We start from the raw sequence: 14278 nt of genomic DNA, 5'->3' as shown, positions 1-14278 counted from the left end.
TTAATATCTAAAAAGATGATTTAAGTACATGTGAGCCTAACATAAAAATATCTCTTTATATTGATCATCTTGCGCCTACCTACTGAGTATTGTTACGTAAATGAAGAAAAAATAATTAGGGATTGCAAAGAACAATTAAGTAGCTTCGGTGAAACGAAGTGAAATTCAGGCTCTGCCTCTACGGGCTTGCACCCAGGCTATCGATGCTTTTAGCTGCACATTTTAACAAATAACGTTTGTTGCGATCTAAAAGAGACTTCACCTCTTTTAGATCGCATGCATGTTAATTATATTAAGCTGTAATTTTTTTCTCACCCATCTGTCTGGTACGAGTTACGGGGAGACTTGTTGGATAATTTTGAACTATAAAATCAACTAATTTTTCTCTTACTTCACAACGCAGGTCCCAAGCATCGCTAGGAGTACGTGCACTTGATAAAATACGCAACTCCATCACTCTATCTTGTACATCACTTACTTGAATGCTACATACTTTACCATCCCACAAAGCTGAATTAGTTAAAACACGCTTTAACTCTTCACGTAGTTTATCAACAGGTAAAGTAAAATCGACATACAAATAGACTGTGCCAATTAAATTATTACTCTCTTCCCTACTCCAATTTTGAAAAGAATGCTCAAGGAAGTAATTAGTTGGGACAACTAGGCGTCGCCAATCCCATAACTTAATAATTACATTACGAAAATTAATTTCTTCGACAATACCAAACTCATTTTCAATAACGACAGCATCACCTATCTTAATAGGTTGCGTTAAGGCAATTTCCAAACTTGAAAAAAGACTTGCTAAAGAGCGCTGTGCGGTAAATGTTAATACCAAACCAATTACCCCAGCAGTAGTTAATACACTAGCACCTAATGCACGCACATTATCGAATAACATCAAAATAGCACCTGCTGTTAAAATCGCAATAATTGTCATCGCTATGCGTTTTAAAATTAACGTTTGTGTATATATTTTTCTAGCCAGAGCATTATGATCATCTTTACTGGTATAACGATGTAAAAGTAGTTGTTCAGTAATATGAACTAACTTAAATAAAATCCAAGATATAGCGCAAATAATTAAGCAACTACTTAATTTATCTAAAAAGTACGAGAATTGACTTGGCAGTCCTAAATAAGGAATTAATGCATTAAACAAAATTAAAAAAACAATTGTTTTTAATACGCTAGAGAAAAATGGTAATAAAATACTCGTTGTTTGGTGAGTAGTTAGAAAGGACGTAGACAACAAGTATTTTGTAAAAGTATTTATAATACGAGTAAATAGCCAATAAAAACTTAAAGCTAAAGTAAAATAAAAACTAAATTGCTCAATAATGTTAAGTATAGGCAAATCAGTTTTATCAACAAAAAAATAGATATATTTTTGATAAAAATAATCACCTAAGGTTGCTAGTATAATTATAAAAATCGGTGGTAAAAGAACATTTTTAAAATGAGGTGGAACCGATTTAAAATTATCTTCAATAATAATAGGTTTACTCATAGTAACAGACATATGTTTCTCCTTCTAATTATCATTGACCTCATGTCCCTAATCCTTGTTTAATTAAAACAAATTTTTAACTAAGGTTTCTAAAAATAATTAATTATCCTTAGCCATTTCATTCATTGATAGATTCGACTCATTACTGCAAACTTTATCTTGCAAAGGCATGATGGAAATATCCTGATTTGACAAAGACGCTAAATCTGTTAAATCTTTATTTTGCTTATACTTAATCCATTCCGTATCATTATTTAAAATATATTTACATGCTTCTTCTATAAAAAAGTCTCTTTTATTAATACCCGCCCACTGACAATATTGCATAACTTGCTCATAAATTTGTACACTCATTCTAATTCTGAACTGTATTTTCTTTTGAGCTATAGGTTCGCGAGTTATTAGCATATGTGCCTCCGTTAATATAGAAATTATTTGTGACAAAATTATCTAATACAATTTTGCCAGATTTTTAAAAATTATACAACACAGATTTTGTCATACTAAATTTGACAATGTATGTCACAAATTATTAGAATGTGTTTCAATAGAGGCTAGTCTGTTAAGCTACCCTATAAGCAATAAACAAAATTCAAGCTAACATCAATCCTTTTAATCTTTTTAAAATTGCTGATTAATCTACTAAGGTGGTTTTTTTAATTCATACAGGTTGAATTCTATTCACAATTGTTGAACTATACTAAGCAATTACTGCGAGATAGAATAATGACAATAATTAAACCAGCTTTAGAGGGAATTGGATCTGCCAGCGGAGTAGCCTGGCCTATATTTGGTATTTTAAGTGCGACCTTGAATTTATGTGTAGGCAGTACTCTTGCTTTTATATTAGGGAGTATTTGTAGTGCTATGTTTTTACTTATAAGTGTTCCTCTTGCCTATTTGGGATACCAAGACTTGAAAAAGCAACAGGAAGAGCTAAAAAGAAAAAAAGAGAAGTACGAAAACGCTTTATTAAGTAATCTTATTGCGTTCTTTGCCTTACTAAATCAATATAAGAAGTTAAATACAACATTAACTTTAACAGACTTTCTAGAAAAGAAGGCTCAAGAATTTGAGCAAAGAAATACAGATGAAGATAAGTTATGTGCTAATTTCTTGCGTTATTTAAATTCTCAAGCAATCTATAATTTCTATAATCCATTAAAACCAAAGTTATTTAATCATGTGCTACAAAAATATGTTAAGCAATTTTTGATCAATCAATTAAACAAAAACCCTTATTCAGCTATTGAGAAGACAAAAATAAACGTAGCTGCTTTTCAAGCCTTTGTTGGTACATTTGGTACTATTGCTGGTGGATCTGCTGGATTAACTGGTTTATTAATGGGTTTAGGATTAATGGCAAGTTTTAGCATTGTTCCTTGGTTAGGGGTTGCTATTATACTTACAGCGACAATTGTTGCTATATATATGGCCAATGTAGCAGCAAGAAATGCAGAGTTAAATATTGATAAAACGTTTTGGTGCAAGCAAGCCAAAAATTTAAATCAGCAAACCCAAAAATTAAATGCTGATATGCGCAAGCTAGTTGAATTAAATCAAACGATAGATAACGAGCCAGTTTCTAATACTTCATCTGCTGATCGTCCTGAAGTAGACATTAAGCTTCAAGATTCTAAAGTCATAATTACAGAAGATAGGTCTATAAATAACCAAACTATTTCTAATAAGAAAATAACTAAGGATAACGAAAACGAAAAGCAATCTCACCAGCAAGATTCTTCTACTTATACTTCTAGTTGTTCTACCTACCAAAGTAGATTTTTTAATTCTTCAAACTTAACTAAAGAAAATATAACGGACCAACCTCAAGAACTTTTTAATGTAGTTTAGGCGTTTGTAAAAGTATCTAAATTAAATTTAGATATTTTTACAAACTAATTCTTTAAATCTAAAGGAGTTTAATCATATATGCACAAACTTATCCACAGATTTAATAAAGAAGCAAATGACTTCTATCCTTATTAGGATAAGCAAAAAACCTTATTTAATAAGGAATAGGGTTATAAAAAATAATAAGTGGAGAGAATTTAATAGGATTATTTAAAAAGATATCCACAGAAGATAAAAAAATTCTACTTAGGGCCCTTAATATTACCTTAATAATATTATAAAAAACAGTCTTGACTTTATTTTGTTAAACTTAAGTGTTAAGAGCGCTAGCTTTCTAAGAAGGGGGAAAGTTAGGAAAATTAACGTATCATAAAATAGAGCTTGCGGTAATTATTGTAAGGCAAGCTCTAACATAGTTTATACAATGTGATTTACTACATCACTGCTCTGCTATAGTTAACGTCACAAAACTATCATCTTCTTTTATCGATTGACTTTGTAAGTCAACTACTTTTTGTTTACTTTGTTTATAGTTATTCCATTTTTTATCATGAGCCAGAATATATTTACAAGCCTCTTCAATAAAGAAATCTCTATAAGTAATTCCCGCCCATTGACAATATTCCATTATTTCTTCATGCGTCTTAACATTCATGCGAATACGAAACGCAATTTTCTTTTGTGTAGCTGGTTCTGGGACAATAAGCATAATATCCTTACTCTTAATTAGTGACAAAATAAAGACAAAAAATGTCTTATACCATGAAAAAATTTCATTAACAATATTTTTTAAATTTTGACTAAAACTATTTGACATGTATGACTCAAAGGTGTAACTTAAAGTTGTCACTTTTATTTGAGAATAAACCTGACTCAGTAACTTGTTGTAACGAAAGGAGTAACTATGAAGAAAAATATTGCCAGTATACTAGTGGGATGTTCATTGGTCATACTATCAGGCTGTCAAGTTATGTCCGGTGAAAGAAGTGTTAATCAATATAGCTCTGATGCAGCAATCACTACTTCTGTAAAAGCAGCTCTTATGAATAATACAGGCTTACCTGCTTCACGTATACATGTTGAAACAGATAAAGGCACTGTACTTTTAAGTGGCTTTGTTAAGACATACCAGCAGAAGATTAAAGCAGGTCAATTAGCTAGCCAGATAGAAGGAGTTAGGGTAGTTGAGAATAATCTTGTTGTTCGTCGATAAGATAAATTTTACAAACTTTACTGTGTTAACTTAAGTTAACTAAGGAAATAGAAATGACTAATAATAGAGCAGCTTTTGAAAATGAGAAAGAAAAAGTTAATAACTTATATGAAAATAGTAAGCATAAGGCGGAAGCAGCTTATCAACAAGGTGAAAAAAAACTAAACGATGCAATTGAGCAAGGCAAAGAGAAATCTCAAGATTTCTATCATCAAGCAAAAGAATCAGCTAGCGATTTCTATAATGAGAGCAAAAAAATGGTTAACGAAGCAAAAGATTATTTGCAAGCTAACTCAGATGAAATTATAAATGCTGTTAAAGAAAAGCCTTTAAGTTCATTATTAATTGCAGGTGGCGTAGGCTTTATACTTTACAATTTATTAAGAAGATAACAAAAACAAAATTGATTAGATGTATATATAAATAAGAAAGATTAGGAGTTGTGATATGAAAATAAGAAAAATAAGCGCATTACTATTAGGATCAAGTGTTCTTTTTGCAGCCAATGCATTTGCCGGACAAGAGGAGCTCATTAGCCGATCGAAGGGCTATGATTTAATGCCTCATGAGGAACGTACTCTAGAAGGTAATTGGTTTAGTACCCGCACTCTCCACTGTAAAGTTCGGGCCAAGGGCACTGAAGCTAATCCAATTTCCGTCACTGCTTTAAAAAAGAGAGCTGTGGTCAATGGATTAATTCTTCCTGAAGGTAACTCAATGACAGTTATCGTCCATCTAGGTGATAGTATTCACTTTGAATTAGATAACCGAGCTAAATTAGGATTAATTAATAATGGTGATCAACTTGTTAATTTAAATTGCTCCTAAGTGAGTACAATTTAAAATATCTTAACGCCAACTCAATTGAGTTGGCATTTTTTTATCCCTATTCATTTTCAATCTAATGCAGAATATTTAAGTGTATCTAACAGAGTTTAATTAAGCGCTTTTGTGTAAGCTTCTTCAGCTAAAGTTAATTTTTTTTGTAGCTGTCCTAATTCTGCTTTAAGCTTTAATACTATTTCATCTCTTAATTCTCTAGATTGAGAGAGTCGATTTATTAACGCTTCTTTTTGATTTCTTAGCAGGATAATCTGCGCTTCTAGATTCTGTAACCACTGTTGACGCGTGGTTAATTTATTTATAGTGAAATCAGTATCAGCTGCGAGTATTTTTTGATTTGCCTGCTGCTGACAAAAACTAACCAATACATTGATCTTCTGATTAATCTGACGAGCTAAATAATGGGCCACTTGATTATTTTTTTGCTGACTTAAAATCTTAATATCGTCTTTAATTTCCTTACTATAAGCTTGAATATCATCTTTAGGATAACAGCGAAATAATCCTGGAGAAAATAATTTGGCAGAAAATGCCAGCCCAAATTTACTTAGCTGCCATTCTAATTCAGGAAGACGCGTTAAAAGGCTAGCTAATAGGGAATCGATCGACATAATTAATTATTACTCTCAATGCTTACAAAGGTTCTCATTGCCTAAGCGACTTCCAGACTTTCTCTTGCATCAGTTTCACCTCGATAAAATTTCGCACTAATAAAAGGTGGCAAGCACATTATAATTAAGCCAGAAATTAACGTTAGTTCGTAGCGAGTAATACTGCCAATATTAATATTTTCAGGTGGCATGAAGCTAACTATTAGAGTAATTAATACACCAATAATCCCTACTCCTGAAACAGTTACCAATCCTAATAAACCGCCAGGAATTTTAAAAAGGCGCTGTTGTTTAGGATAACTTATCCGTAATTTAATTGCAGCAGCAAACATAATTAAATACATTAACATATATAATTGGGCAGCTAATGCAGTTAACAGCCAATATGACCCATTCACGCTTGGCATAAAGAGAAAGAGAGCTGATAATCCAGTAACAATTACTGCTTGCGTTATTAAAATAACAATAGGCGCGCCAGACGCATTAGAGCGTCTAAATACCTGAGGTAGATTTCCTTCAGCTGCAGCAACCATTAAACCTTTTGTTGGCGCTATTATCCAGTTACTTACGCCTCCTAAGCCACCCATAATCAACATTAACGCAATAACAGGCATAATCCATAGTAAATGATAACGGGCAAAAAAGGCGTCGAAAGCCTGCATAATACCAGCAACTAAATTAATATCTTGATTTGGCAAAACTACAGCAATTGCTAACGATCCAAGAATTAGAGTGACTAAAATAATTGCCACTGAAATCACTAAAGCACGCGGAAAGGCATATTGTGGATTATGGACATCATTTGCATGTACAGTAGCGATTTCAATACCACAAAAAGACATCATAATAGCTGTCAAAGAAACCCATAAGGATTGGTCATGCCACTGTGGAACAATACTATGTAGATTAAATTGAATTTGAGAAGGATTACCACCTCCTAACCAAAGAATTCCCAGCGCAATAATTAATGTCATTGGAATAATTAAACCTGTAATTGCGCAGATATTACTAAAAAGAGCTGCTGACTTCATTCCGCGAATATTAATACCTGTTACAATCCAAAAAGAAATAGTGATAACCAACCATAAAAATAATGAATTAGTTACGAGTGAAGGGTTAATTAAATACCCAATTGTACCAGCGACAAAAGATAAAATAGTTGGATACCAAATAACGTTCTCGATCCACTGTAACCATATAGCTAAAAAACCAGCTTTTTTACCAAAAGCCTCTTTTACCCAAATATAAATTCCACCTTGCCGAGGCCATCCAGAAGCTAATTCTGCAGAAACTAATGCTGTAGGAATTAAAAAAAATAATGCGCCAAAAAAAAAGAAAAAAATCAATTGACTACCAAATAATGCTGTAGCAGGTAAATTACGAATACTATCAACTGATCCTACAGTTATCATAGTGAGACTAAAAATACTCAACACGTGCTTGTTACTACTCATTGCATTCCTTCTTGCTATTTAAAACTGGCAAATAATTATTATACGAGGATTAGCTTAAGAAAACCTTAATAATAGAATAAAAAATAAACAAAGTTCCTAACTTTACTGTACTCAGAGAAATTTGTAAATTGTACTATACCTTTCACTAATGAAGATATTGGTTTTTTTACCACTTAATTTTTGTCAGTCTTTTACTTTAAAAAACGAGGAATAGTTATTCTATTGCGAGTTTTTTAAGGTAAAAGAGAGACAAAAAGAAATAGTAAAAATCCAATATCTTCATTGGTGAGAGGTATATGCATTATTCTTGCTTTAATTCGATTAAATTGCTTAATTTTAAGGAAATAGGTTACCTTAGAGGAATTAAAAACCCTATTATACTTTTCTAGATAACTAATGGCCTTAAAAGCTAATGAATAATAATTTTCTCACGCATATTTTTATTTTTTTGGCTGCAGCTGCCATTATTGTCCCTATTGCTAGTCGGTTTAAACTAGGTTCTGTATTAGGCTATCTTGTCATTGGTGTATTAATAGGCCCTTATGGTTTTAAACTGTTAGGTAATGCTGAGCAAATTATGCATTTTGCTGAGTTTGGTATTGTTATGATGCTCTTTTTAATTGGCTTGGAACTTGAACCTGAAATGCTTTGGCGATTAAGAAGGGCTATTATTGGTTTAGGCAGTTTACAAGTTATTTTAACAACAACAATGCTTACCTTAATAGGTATTTTATTACAATATAAATGGCAAGAAAGTCTAGCGGTTGGTATGGCGCTTGCCTTATCGTCTACCGCACTCGTTTTACAAATGCTTGAAGAAAAAAATTTATTACGGACAGTAGAAGGTGAAACATCTTTTGCTGTCTTATTATTTCAAGATATTGCTGTTATTCCTATTTTAATTATTTTACCGCTGCTTGCTCCTGTCAGCTTATCTCACCTTTCTCAATTTCCAAATGAATTTATAGTCTCTCCTAGATGGCTCCATGCTCTCTTTGTTATTGGTGTGATTAGCGCCATTATATTGATGGGCCATTACTTATCTCATCGTTTATTTTTTATTATTGCTAAAACTAACTTGCGAGAAGTTTTTACAGCGACCTCTCTAGCGATAGTTACGGGTATTACTTTACTTATGCAAACTATAGGTGCCTCACCTGCACTAGGTGCTTTTATTGCCGGTGTTGTTTTAGCAAATTCGCAATATAAGCACACCTTAGAAATGGATATTGAGCCTTTTAAAGGTTTGCTATTAGGTTTATTTTTTATTTCTGTAGGCATGGGTATGGATTTTAGCCTTTTTAAAGAGAATCCATTAACCATTATAATTACGGTCCTTATTATTATTACTATAAAAGCTTGCATATTAATTCTTTTAGGTCATTTATTTGGCTTGATTGGAGCGCAGCGAATCGGATTTGCGCTTGCTTTATCACAAGTAGGCGAATTTGCATTTGTCCTTTTTCAATATGCGGGTAAATTGAGAGTTATATCAACTGAAACTGCACATCTGTTTAACTTGATAGTTGCCCTTTCAATGGCATTTACACCGGTGCTTATGTTAATTTATAGTCGTTTTGTTATTCCAAAGTACCTAAGTAAAATTCCTAATAGAAAATTTGATGAAATTGAAGAAAAAAATCCTATAATTTTGGCTGGCTACGGGCGTTTTGGTCAGATTATTGGTCGTTTCTTACGTGCTCAAGATACAAACGTAACTATTTTAGAAAAGGATCCTGAGCAAATTGAATTGCTACGCAAATATGGTTTTCAAGGTTATTTTGGTGATGCGACTCGGCTTGATATTTTACGCCATGCGGGCGCAAATCGGGCCAAAATACTTATTGTGGCTGTAGGTGATATAGAAGTTTCTCTCAAAATCATAAGATTAGCTAAACAGTATTTCCCTAATTTAAAGATTTACGCACGCGCCCGTAATAGACGCCATGCCTATGATATTTACAAAGAAGGCGTAGATTATTTTAAACGTGAAACATTTGATTCTTCATTAATTATGGCTCGTGATATCATGATTGACTTAGGGCATAGCCCAGAGAGTATCCGCCGTAAAGCAAAGCTTTTTGCTAAATTTGATGAGAAATCGCTACATGAATCTTTTGATTTCTTTGAAAAAGAACATGAGTTAATCCGCCATTTACGCCATTCACATATTGAACTTGAGCGTATTTTACAAAGTGATCAGCAAATTGATAAATTATATAGTCGCCACCATAAAAGTACTAAAGCGGGGCAATAGCCCCACATTAATAAATACGAATTTAACCCAAAAATAAAAGCTTCTAAACGCTATCTTTTGCAAAGCGCTCAATACTTTCCATAACTTCTTTATGGGCTGCATCAATACCATCCCAACCATCTACTTGAACCCATTTACCTTCCTCTAAATCTTTGTAGTGCTTAAAGAAATGTTCAATGGATTGTAGTAGATGTTGCGGTAAGTCTTCATAAGTTTCGACGTTAGCATAAATTTTAGTTAGCTTATTAGTAGGTACTGCTAATAGCTTTGTGTCTTCGCCGGCTTCATCGGTCATTTTCAACATACCAACTACTCGACAAGCAATGGCAGAGCCATTTAATAGAGGGACAGGTGCGACTACTAGTACATCAACAGGGTCACCATCTCGTGATAAAGTACTAGGAATATAGCCATAGTTCACAGGATAGAACATAGCTGTACTCATAAAGCGATCAACAAATAAAGCGCCACTTTTTTTATCAACTTCATATTTAACTGGCGCGCCATACATAGGGATTTCAATGATAACATTAATCTCATGCGGTACATTACGACCACTAGTAATATTTATTAAGCTCACTTTACTTCATCCGAATTTCAAAAATAGCGTATTATGCGCAAAACTCATTTAAAAGGCAAAAATTCTTACATTTATTTTTGAATAATTAATTTAAATTAATCAGTAAAAGAATTAACTTATAAAGGCTTTCTATGACTATAATTTAATATGTCGAATTTGTTTATTTTGCTTGGGAGCCCGCACAAGTGTTGCACATTTTACGGGATAATGTTCGTTTGGCAACACAAAAGGACTTCGTTCCTTTTATGTCGATCTCACGTTAATTTAAATACTTTTTCTTCTTCTCTTTCTAAGGGTATAATGCCCTTTTACTTATTGGCCCTGGATACTTATGGATTGCTTGTTTTGTAAAATTGCCCAAGGTGAAATTAAAGCAAACACTGTTTATGAAGATAAAAATATGGTTGCTTTTCATGATATTCATCCCCAAGCGCCTACACATATTTTAATTATTCCTAGAAAACATATTACGACAATTAATGATGTAGAACATGCTGATGAGCAATTATTAGGGCAGATGATTCTAAAAGCGAAGGATATAGCGAAAGCTCAACAACTTAGTGACAGCGGATATAGATTAATCTTTAATGTTAACGCTGGTGGTGGACAGGCAGTTTACCATATTCATTTACATTTACTTGGCGGTCGGCAAATGATGTGGCCTCCAGGATAGGGTTTTTTCCATGGATGATTTATACAGACAAATTTTAGAACAAATTGGTGAAGATCCAAGTCGAGAAGGCTTAATCGATACACCTACGCGCGCAGCGAATGCCATGCATTACCTAACGAAGGGATATCATGAAAAGCTAGAAGATATCATTAATAATGCACTCTTTATTTCTGATATGAGCGAAATGGTTATCGTAAAAGATATTGAGTTATATTCGATGTGTGAACACCATTTATTACCTTTTATTGGCAAATGTCATATAGGTTATATTCCACATGGTAAAGTCTTAGGGTTATCTAAATTTGCAAGAATTGTTGATTACTACGCAAGGCGCTTGCAGATCCAAGAACGATTAACTTCTGAAATTGCCCACTGTATTGAAGATATCACTAATGCGCGAGGTGTTGCCGTCGTAATCGAGGCTAAGCATTTATGTATGATGATGCGTGGAGTTGAAAAACAAAACTCAGCAATGGTCACTTCAGTCATGTTAGGTGAGATGCGTGAACATTCAATCAGCCGCGGTGAATTTTTAAAATTAATCAACTAACAAAATTCACTTGAAAGCTAACTTAACTTTCTAGTTAGGCTTACCGACTACCATCTTAACAAAAAATGATGCACTGCCGTAGAAGCAGTGCATACTCAACTAATCTTCTTTCGGAGAGAACAATTCCTCTGGCTCTGTAACATTACTTTGCCCATCTAAATTAGATGTTTTATCTTCTTGATTATTTATCGCATCTGAATTTAAAGGCGTCTGTCCTTGGTCTTCCGACAAAGCTGGTTCTGGTTGGCTTGTCGCAACAGCTTGTGGCTTATCTTTCCATTCAAGTTTAATGCGATTTTGCTTGTCAATACCTGCAACATAGACCTCAATTTCTTGACCTTCGCTAAGTACTGACTCAACTTTTTGATTTCTATCACTGCAAATTTGTGAAATATGCAATAGACCATCTTTTCCAGGTAACAAATTAATAAAAGCGCCAAAGTCTACAATTTTGCTCACTTTGCCTTTATACGTTTGACCAACTTCAACCTCAGCAACTAATGCTTTGATTTGCCGTTGAGCGTCCTCTAAAGCTTCAGCATCAGGTGAAAATAATTGAATTGTACCCGAATCATCTATATCAATAGAAACACCTGTTGATTCAATTAAACCTTTGATTGTCGTACCACCTTTTCCAATAACAGTGCGAATTTTATCCTCTGCTACTTTCATAGTAGTAATACGTGGAGCATGTTTAGAAAGCTCTTCACGATGTTCAGAAAGTGCATTATTCATAACACCTAAAATATGAATTCGCCCTGCTAACGCTTGATCTAATGCTTGTTGCATGATTTCTTTGGTAATACCTTTGATTTTGATATCCATTTGTAGAGCAGTAATACCTTTCTCAGTACCTGCTACTTTAAAATCCATATCGCCCAAATGATCCTCATCACCTAAAATATCTGTTAAGACTGCAAAGCGCTCACCTTCTTTAATAAGCCCCATAGCAACACCAGCTACAGGTGCTTTTAATGGAACGCCAGCATCCATTAATGCTAAACTTGTACCACAAACAGTAGCCATTGAGCTTGAGCCATTGGACTCTGTAATCTCTGAAACAACACGTAAAACATATGGAAATTCATTAGGTTGCGGTAAAACAGCCATTAAGCTTCGTTTAGCAAGACGTCCATGACCAATTTCTCTACGCTTAGGACTTCCTACCATACCAGTTTCACCGACTGAATAAGGAGGAAAATTATAATGCAGCATGAATCGCTCTTTACTTTCACCGATTAAACCGTCTAAAATTTGTGCATCTCGCTCGTTACCTAGTGTAGCAGCGACAATGGCTTGAGTTTCACCCCGGGTAAAAATAACTGAACCATGTGCTCGTTCTAAAAACTTAGTGCGAATAGCAATTGGCCTAACGGTTTGGTTATCCCTACCATCGATACGCGGTTCGCCATCTAAAATTTGCTTCCTAACCAATTTTTTCTCTAAATCACTAATAAAATCAGTAATATTTGCTTGATCAATATCGGGTTGCTCGGTAACAATTGTATCGATAATTTGCTGTTTAATATCTGATAATTGCTGTCGTCTTTCCTGCTTATCTTTAACTAAATAAGCCTGAGTAATAGCCTCTGTGGCAAGCTCTTCGATACGATTTCTTAATTCCTCATTGCTAGTCGGAGGTACCCAATTCCAAGGCGTTCTATTCACCTCAGCCGCTAGTTCTTTAATTCCTTGAATAACCCCTTGAATCATTTCATGACCAAATAAAACAGCACCGAGCATGATTTCTTCGCTTAATTCGCGAGCTTCTGACTCAACCATTAAAATAGCATCATTAGTTCCTGCAACTACTAAATCTAAGTCAGATTGCTGAATCATTTTATAGCTTGGATTAAGTAAATAAATACCATCCTTATAACCTACCCGCGCAGCACCTATTGGTCCTTGAAAAGGAATACCTGATATAGCAAGTGCCGCAGAAGCACCAATCATAGCTATGATATCTGCTGGAACTTCTGGATTTAATGACATGACTGTAGCAATAATTTGTACTTCATTGTAAAAGCCATCTGGAAATAGAGGGCGCAGGGGGCGATCCATTAAACGAGAAATTAATGTCTCTGACTCTGATGGGCGGCCTTCTCGCTTATTAAATCCGCCAGGAATTTTTCCTGCAGCATAGGTTTTTTCTTGGTAATTCACTGTAAGAGGGAAAAAACTGCTATCGCCAGCACTTTCTTTATTTCCTACCACAGTCACCAAAACTTGAGTGCCACCCATACTTGCAAATATAGCGCCATCAGCTTGACGTGCTATTTCACCCGTTTCTAGAGACAAACTATGTTCACCAAATCTTATCTCTTTAACAATTTTTCTACTCACGTAACTTACCTCATTAGAAATTAAAAAAAAGGCGCAGAATAACTGCGCCTTTTATGATGTAAACAGCAGATGTCTTATCCCTAAGTAAGATAGACTTTTAATAAGAATCACGCAGTCCAAGACTTTGAATAAGATCCTGGTACCGTGCTTGATCTTTACTCTTTAAATATTTTAAAAGCTTACGTCTTTTATTAACAAGTGCTTGTAAACCCCGACGTGAATGAAAATCTTTTCGATTTACCTTAAAGTGTTCTGTTAAATATTTAATACGCTCAGACATGAGTGCAACTTGAACTTCTGGTGAACCAGTATCTTGGTCAGCGCGTTGATACTGTTTTACAACTTCTGCTTTTTGTGCGCTAGCTAGCGACATAGGCTTACTCCCAA

15 protein-coding genes are annotated in these 14278 nt (G+C 34.1%); 7 read left to right on the top strand and 8 right to left on the bottom strand.

Annotated elements, in window-relative coordinates:
• Positions 1–292: 292 nt before the first annotated feature.
• Together ACQUW5_RS05020 and ACQUW5_RS05015 are read right to left on the bottom strand one after the other, a co-directional pair.
• Entirely contained in the window at positions 293–1525 is a 1233-nt protein-coding gene (locus tag ACQUW5_RS05020) for a mechanosensitive ion channel family protein (RefSeq protein ID WP_444990118.1), read from the bottom strand.
• 87 nt (positions 1526–1612) lie between these two features.
• Positions 1613–1921, bottom strand: coding sequence for a hypothetical protein (locus ACQUW5_RS05015; RefSeq protein WP_444990117.1), 309 nt, complete (start codon positions 1919–1921; stop codon positions 1613–1615).
• Between the two features lie 318 nt (positions 1922–2239).
• On the opposite strand from ACQUW5_RS05015, the gene ACQUW5_RS05010 reads away from it, so the two are divergent.
• The gene (locus tag ACQUW5_RS05010) at positions 2240–3367 is read left to right on the top strand and encodes a hypothetical protein (RefSeq protein ID WP_444990116.1); all 1128 of its coding nucleotides are present in this window, start codon (positions 2240–2242) and stop codon (positions 3365–3367) included.
• A 439-nt stretch (positions 3368–3806) separates the two neighbouring features.
• Here ACQUW5_RS05010 and ACQUW5_RS05005 read toward each other — a convergent pair whose 3' ends face one another.
• Positions 3807–4184: a hypothetical protein gene (locus ACQUW5_RS05005; protein ID WP_444990115.1), complete on the bottom strand. Its 378-nt coding sequence runs from the start codon at positions 4182–4184 to the stop codon at positions 3807–3809.
• An 87-nt stretch (positions 4185–4271) separates the two neighbouring features.
• Between ACQUW5_RS05005 and ACQUW5_RS05000 the strand changes: the two genes are divergently transcribed.
• The 3 genes from ACQUW5_RS05000 to ACQUW5_RS04990 are packed head-to-tail and all read left to right on the top strand — an operon-like array spanning position 4272 to position 5408.
• Positions 4272–4580 carry a BON domain-containing protein gene (locus ACQUW5_RS05000; protein WP_444990114.1) on the top strand — a complete coding sequence of 103 codons (309 nt, stop codon included), beginning with the start codon at positions 4272–4274 and terminating at the stop codon, positions 4578–4580.
• 53 nt (positions 4581–4633) lie between these two features.
• On the top strand, positions 4634–4972 hold the full coding sequence (locus tag ACQUW5_RS04995; RefSeq protein WP_444990113.1) for a hypothetical protein: 339 nt from the start codon (positions 4634–4636) through the stop codon (positions 4970–4972).
• Positions 4973–5027: 55 nt separating this feature from the next.
• Positions 5028–5408 (top strand): hypothetical protein, encoded by a 381-nt coding sequence (locus ACQUW5_RS04990; protein ID WP_444990112.1) that lies wholly within the window; start codon positions 5028–5030, stop codon positions 5406–5408.
• A gap of 107 nt (positions 5409–5515) precedes the next feature.
• Here the strand turns inward: ACQUW5_RS04990 and ACQUW5_RS04985 are convergent, their stop codons facing one another.
• Positions 5516–6034, bottom strand: a complete 519-nt coding sequence (locus ACQUW5_RS04985; protein WP_444990111.1) for a hypothetical protein — start codon at positions 6032–6034, stop codon at positions 5516–5518.
• 41 nt (positions 6035–6075) lie between these two features.
• A complete protein-coding gene (locus ACQUW5_RS04980; RefSeq protein WP_444990110.1) occupies positions 6076–7488 on the bottom strand; it encodes an APC family permease in 1413 nt (470 codons plus the stop codon).
• 412 nt (positions 7489–7900) lie between these two features.
• Between ACQUW5_RS04980 and ACQUW5_RS04975 the strand changes: the two genes are divergently transcribed.
• Positions 7901–9745 carry a monovalent cation:proton antiporter-2 (CPA2) family protein gene (locus ACQUW5_RS04975; RefSeq protein WP_444990109.1) on the top strand — a complete coding sequence of 615 codons (1845 nt, stop codon included), beginning with the start codon at positions 7901–7903 and terminating at the stop codon, positions 9743–9745.
• A 43-nt stretch (positions 9746–9788) separates the two neighbouring features.
• Here ACQUW5_RS04975 and ppa read toward each other — a convergent pair whose 3' ends face one another.
• Complete coding sequence (gene ppa / locus ACQUW5_RS04970) at positions 9789–10325, bottom strand: inorganic diphosphatase (protein WP_444990108.1); 537 nt, start codon at positions 10323–10325, stop codon at positions 9789–9791.
• Between the two features lie 331 nt (positions 10326–10656).
• On the opposite strand from ppa, the gene ACQUW5_RS04965 reads away from it, so the two are divergent.
• Positions 10657–10998: a histidine triad nucleotide-binding protein gene (locus tag ACQUW5_RS04965; protein ID WP_444990107.1), complete on the top strand. Its 342-nt coding sequence runs from the start codon at positions 10657–10659 to the stop codon at positions 10996–10998.
• Between the two features lie 10 nt (positions 10999–11008).
• Complete coding sequence (gene folE / locus ACQUW5_RS04960; RefSeq protein WP_444990106.1) at positions 11009–11548, top strand: GTP cyclohydrolase I FolE; 540 nt, start codon at positions 11009–11011, stop codon at positions 11546–11548.
• 99 nt (positions 11549–11647) lie between these two features.
• Here folE and pnp read toward each other — a convergent pair whose 3' ends face one another.
• Both pnp and rpsO read right to left on the bottom strand, forming a co-directional pair.
• Complete coding sequence (gene pnp, locus ACQUW5_RS04955) at positions 11648–13891, bottom strand: polyribonucleotide nucleotidyltransferase (RefSeq protein ID WP_444990105.1); 2244 nt, start codon at positions 13889–13891, stop codon at positions 11648–11650.
• 97 nt (positions 13892–13988) lie between these two features.
• Positions 13989–14264, bottom strand: a complete 276-nt coding sequence (gene rpsO / locus ACQUW5_RS04950; protein WP_444990104.1) for a 30S ribosomal protein S15 — start codon at positions 14262–14264, stop codon at positions 13989–13991.
• Between the last annotated feature and the right edge of the window lie 14 nt (positions 14265–14278).

The organism is Legionella pelazae (assembly GCF_052527395.1).
Note: the sequence above shows the minus strand (reverse complement) of the source record. Positions and strands in the feature narration are given on the sequence as shown.

Bases quoted from the DNA above. Each gene is read 5' to 3' on its own strand.
- ACQUW5_RS05020 (WP_444990118.1), bottom strand. From the start codon at position 1,525: ATGTCTGTTACTATGAGTAAACCTATTATTATTGAAGATAATTTTAAA.
- ACQUW5_RS05015 (WP_444990117.1), bottom strand. From the start codon at position 1,921: ATGCTAATAACTCGCGAACCTATAGCTCAAAAGAAAATACAGTTCAGA.
- ACQUW5_RS05010 (WP_444990116.1), top strand. From the start codon at position 2,240: ATGACAATAATTAAACCAGCTTTAGAGGGAATTGGATCTGCCAGCGGA.
- ACQUW5_RS05005 (WP_444990115.1), bottom strand. From the start codon at position 4,184: ATGTCAAATAGTTTTAGTCAAAATTTAAAAAATATTGTTAATGAAATT.
- ACQUW5_RS05000 (WP_444990114.1), top strand. From the start codon at position 4,272: ATGAAGAAAAATATTGCCAGTATACTAGTGGGATGTTCATTGGTCATA.
- ACQUW5_RS04995 (WP_444990113.1), top strand. From the start codon at position 4,634: ATGACTAATAATAGAGCAGCTTTTGAAAATGAGAAAGAAAAAGTTAAT.
- ACQUW5_RS04990 (WP_444990112.1), top strand. From the start codon at position 5,028: ATGAAAATAAGAAAAATAAGCGCATTACTATTAGGATCAAGTGTTCTT.
- ACQUW5_RS04985 (WP_444990111.1), bottom strand. From the start codon at position 6,034: ATGTCGATCGATTCCCTATTAGCTAGCCTTTTAACGCGTCTTCCTGAA.
- ACQUW5_RS04980 (WP_444990110.1), bottom strand. From the start codon at position 7,488: ATGAGTAGTAACAAGCACGTGTTGAGTATTTTTAGTCTCACTATGATA.
- ACQUW5_RS04975 (WP_444990109.1), top strand. From the start codon at position 7,901: ATGAATAATAATTTTCTCACGCATATTTTTATTTTTTTGGCTGCAGCT.
- ACQUW5_RS04965 (WP_444990107.1), top strand. From the start codon at position 10,657: ATGGATTGCTTGTTTTGTAAAATTGCCCAAGGTGAAATTAAAGCAAAC.
- folE (WP_444990106.1), top strand. From the start codon at position 11,009: ATGGATGATTTATACAGACAAATTTTAGAACAAATTGGTGAAGATCCA.
- rpsO (WP_444990104.1), bottom strand. From the start codon at position 14,264: ATGTCGCTAGCTAGCGCACAAAAAGCAGAAGTTGTAAAACAGTATCAA.